This window comes from Falsiroseomonas sp. E2-1-a4 (assembly GCF_051433165.1).
Classification (GTDB): Bacteria; Pseudomonadota; Alphaproteobacteria; order Acetobacterales; family Acetobacteraceae; genus Falsiroseomonas.
The window spans coordinates 1-2,940 of record NZ_JBHMFS010000054.1 but is presented as its reverse complement, the minus strand read 5'-3'; the positions used below and the strand labels follow the sequence as shown (position 1 = coordinate 2,940).

The window sequence follows — 2,940 nt, the reverse complement described above, 5'->3', positions numbered from 1 at the left end:
GGTAAGCGCCGGGGCGAGGCGCGCGAGCAGACCGGGCGTATTCAGCTTGCCGTGGTCTTCATCCAGGACGTGCAAGCGCCGTGTGTCGCCGAGCAGCTAGTTGATGACCATCTCCGGCTCTCTCGCAGCTATGGCGGCAAGTCCAAGAAGTATGAGGCGTTGAACCGCCTGTAGTTCATTGGCTTGCCAGGGAGTAATGAAAGCATGAAATCTTGCCGGGTCCGCTGACGCAGCCTCTTCCGCTGCACGGTCGAAGGCGTGAAGCAGAGGGTGCATCGAGGCGTCGTTCTCGAGGCGATGGCCGTCCAGCGTGTAGCAATGCGAGCGAGTATAGGCGCGGCCGCTCGGATGGGGCTCGGTCCGAAGCCGCTCCGCTGCCTCCGCGAACAAGGGGAAGCAGGACTGGAGAAATGCAAAGGGGTCGGCTTCCGCTACCGCCGCGAGGTCGTACCAGTCGTGGCTTTCCAGAACCTGCTTCGTTTTCGCGAACCGCTTGAACTGCCGCTCCATGTGAGCCGCCAGCCCTTGCTCTGTCTCGGCACCATCGTGGTCGACATTGGGCAAGGGCTGCACTCCAGCGTCCTCGGCCGCAGCGACCGCCAACTGCCGCCGGAGTGCCGCCGCAATTATACGCGGCGCGATCGCGGGAGTAGCGGCAGAGGCGGCCGCGGCGAGGTCTCGTGCAAAGCCCGGGTGCATGTCCGTACGCTGAAGAATAATCTCGGCGAGGCGGACCTCTCTATCTGTCCAACTCGGAACGTCCGCCAGGAGCCAGGCGATGCGCGCGTCATTGGCGGGGTCAGGTAGCCAGTGAGCGTCGATGAGGTCGAGCACCGCAGGCTGAGCGAACGGGAGCGCACCGTAGAGGATCGTGGCGGAATTATTGCGGGCTTCCTGCGCGCCCTTCATGAGGCTTGGCAAGTGATCTGATCGCAGCGCCGCGAACCAGCCGGGACTTCCGCGGACTGCAGCACAAAGCCGACCGCGCAGACTGTCGTCTGAAAAGCGAGGTAGAACGAGCCGCTGCTCTGTCGACGTTGGATCGTGCTGTTGTCCAAGGAATTCCGCAAGAGGGGCGCGCAGGTGGCCTGCCAGTCCAGCGTCCTCCCACAATGCGGCTAACTCCCGATCGTAAGACGCGCTTTGCAGGCCGCGTAGGTAGGTTAGGGCGCTCCAGACTAGCGGCCGGACGAACAGCCCCTCCTGTCTCTCGCGAACGTGCTGAGCGAGGCTGCCCGTGTGCCCGACGAATGCCCGTGCGCGGGCGAAGTCAAACATCGTTTGGTGGGCGAAGCCTACTTTGCGCCTTGCTTGATCAAACCGCAGAACGCCCAGGGCGACGCAGCGCTCAAGATCTGACCAGGCTCGGTCCCACCGCGCCACGGGAGACCAAAGGTCCTCATCCTCGCCCATCGCGAGCGCCAGATCCTCGAGCAGCAGCCGGCGCGCGTCGGCACCCCCGCCCCGCAAGACGCGTGATTGCCAAAGGTGCTCCAGCATCTGCTGGTATGTCTCGAACGGGGGTAACCCTCCATCCGCGGAGAGCTCAAGGAAGATAGCGAGGTGCTGCGGGACGCGGAGCGATTCCTTGAGAGTCGATGACCAACCGACCGTGCGAATGCTGCCCTCCGCGAGCTTGGCCTCGACGTCGGCAAGCGGCGGCAGCTCGAGCAGTAGTTCCTCTGGCTGTGGGCGCAGCCGAGCCAGTCGGGAGTCGTGAGCGTACTCGAAAGCGCGACAAGAGAGCACGACCCGAACGTTCGGGTGCTCGAGGCTGCGGCGCACGGTCCGGAACACCGCCTCGAGCCGTGCTGTCTTGAGGTCTACCACGCTCGCCAGCGCGTCAAGCTGATCTATGACGAGGATGCACCGGCCTGCGGCGGCGACGGCGCGCACGCAGTCCTCCACCGGTGCTGGCAAGTCGAGATCGAGGTCGAGCCCTTCCGCCTCACTCCGCCGCTCCGCAAGCATGTCAGCCTTGATCGCGAGGAACGGCACGTCTTTGCTAGCGAGGGCATCGCACAGGGACGACAACAGGGCCGTCTTCCCGCTGCCGGGCTCGCCAAGCACCACGAGACAGCGGACATCCTGTTCGGTGCGATCGATGAACTCGAGGACCTGCGCCAGCTCCGGGCGCACGAACTCGCCGCCTCCCGGCAGGGTTCGCGGTGCCCCCACGACGTCCGCGGAAGGCTTGACGAACATGGCCCGGAGTGCCGCTGGCGTCGGCAGCGGTGCCGCCTGTGACGCCGTGGAGATCCGGTCGAGAAGCTCGGCCGCCCTCTCCGTGTTCTCGGCAATGCGGGCGGCGCTCGCAGCCGTCCCGAGGACGGCCCGCCCCCGCATGATCTCTTGAAGGTCCTCCTCGGCTTCCAGCTCCTCGCCTAGTGCCCGGAGGAAGTCGGAGCAGGCGCGCTCGATGTTGGGCGGCACCGAAGCCCGGAAGTAGCCGCGGAACGCTGCTGCCATCGCTGCTGGGTCAGGGTTGGCGCGCGACTGCCGAAGGAAATTTTCGACTTCGGGGCCGACCCGCTGCAGGACGAAGACCTCGTCGAAAAAGGCGTCGGCCAGGACGGGGTGTTGCCTGCGGAACGCATCCATGGCCCGGCCAACCGCCTTAGCGAGGGCCTTCATTTGCTTGCGTCTCGTGAAGCGCAGCACCAAGGGGTGCGACAGCAGCTTCCAGGCCCCGGCCACTGCTTTGAACAGCGCGGCCTCGGCGAGCTTCCAAAGCACGGCGCTCGTCGTGAATGTCGGCTCCGCCAAGCTCGCTCCGAATTCCTCCGCAGGGATCGGGGCTGCGGCCCAGTGCCCCCCGCAACTCTGGGCGGTTGAACTATACATCGCAGGTTGTGCGTCGCCTATGCGGCGCGCCGCGCTCCCCTGCTTTGATCCGATAAATGAATCATTGCCGACCTTGGGGGCTTAAGAGCCCATCCG

The 2,940-nt window shown here is 65.4% G+C and carries 1 protein-coding gene; it reads right to left on the bottom strand.

The genetic code is table 11. The annotated features are described in order from the left end of the window. Positions 1-96: 96 nt before the first annotated feature. Complete coding sequence (locus ACFHNC_RS24520; RefSeq protein ID WP_437171858.1) at positions 97-2,766, bottom strand: AAA family ATPase; 2,670 nt, start codon at positions 2,764-2,766, stop codon at positions 97-99. Positions 2,767-2,940 lie beyond the last annotated feature (174 nt).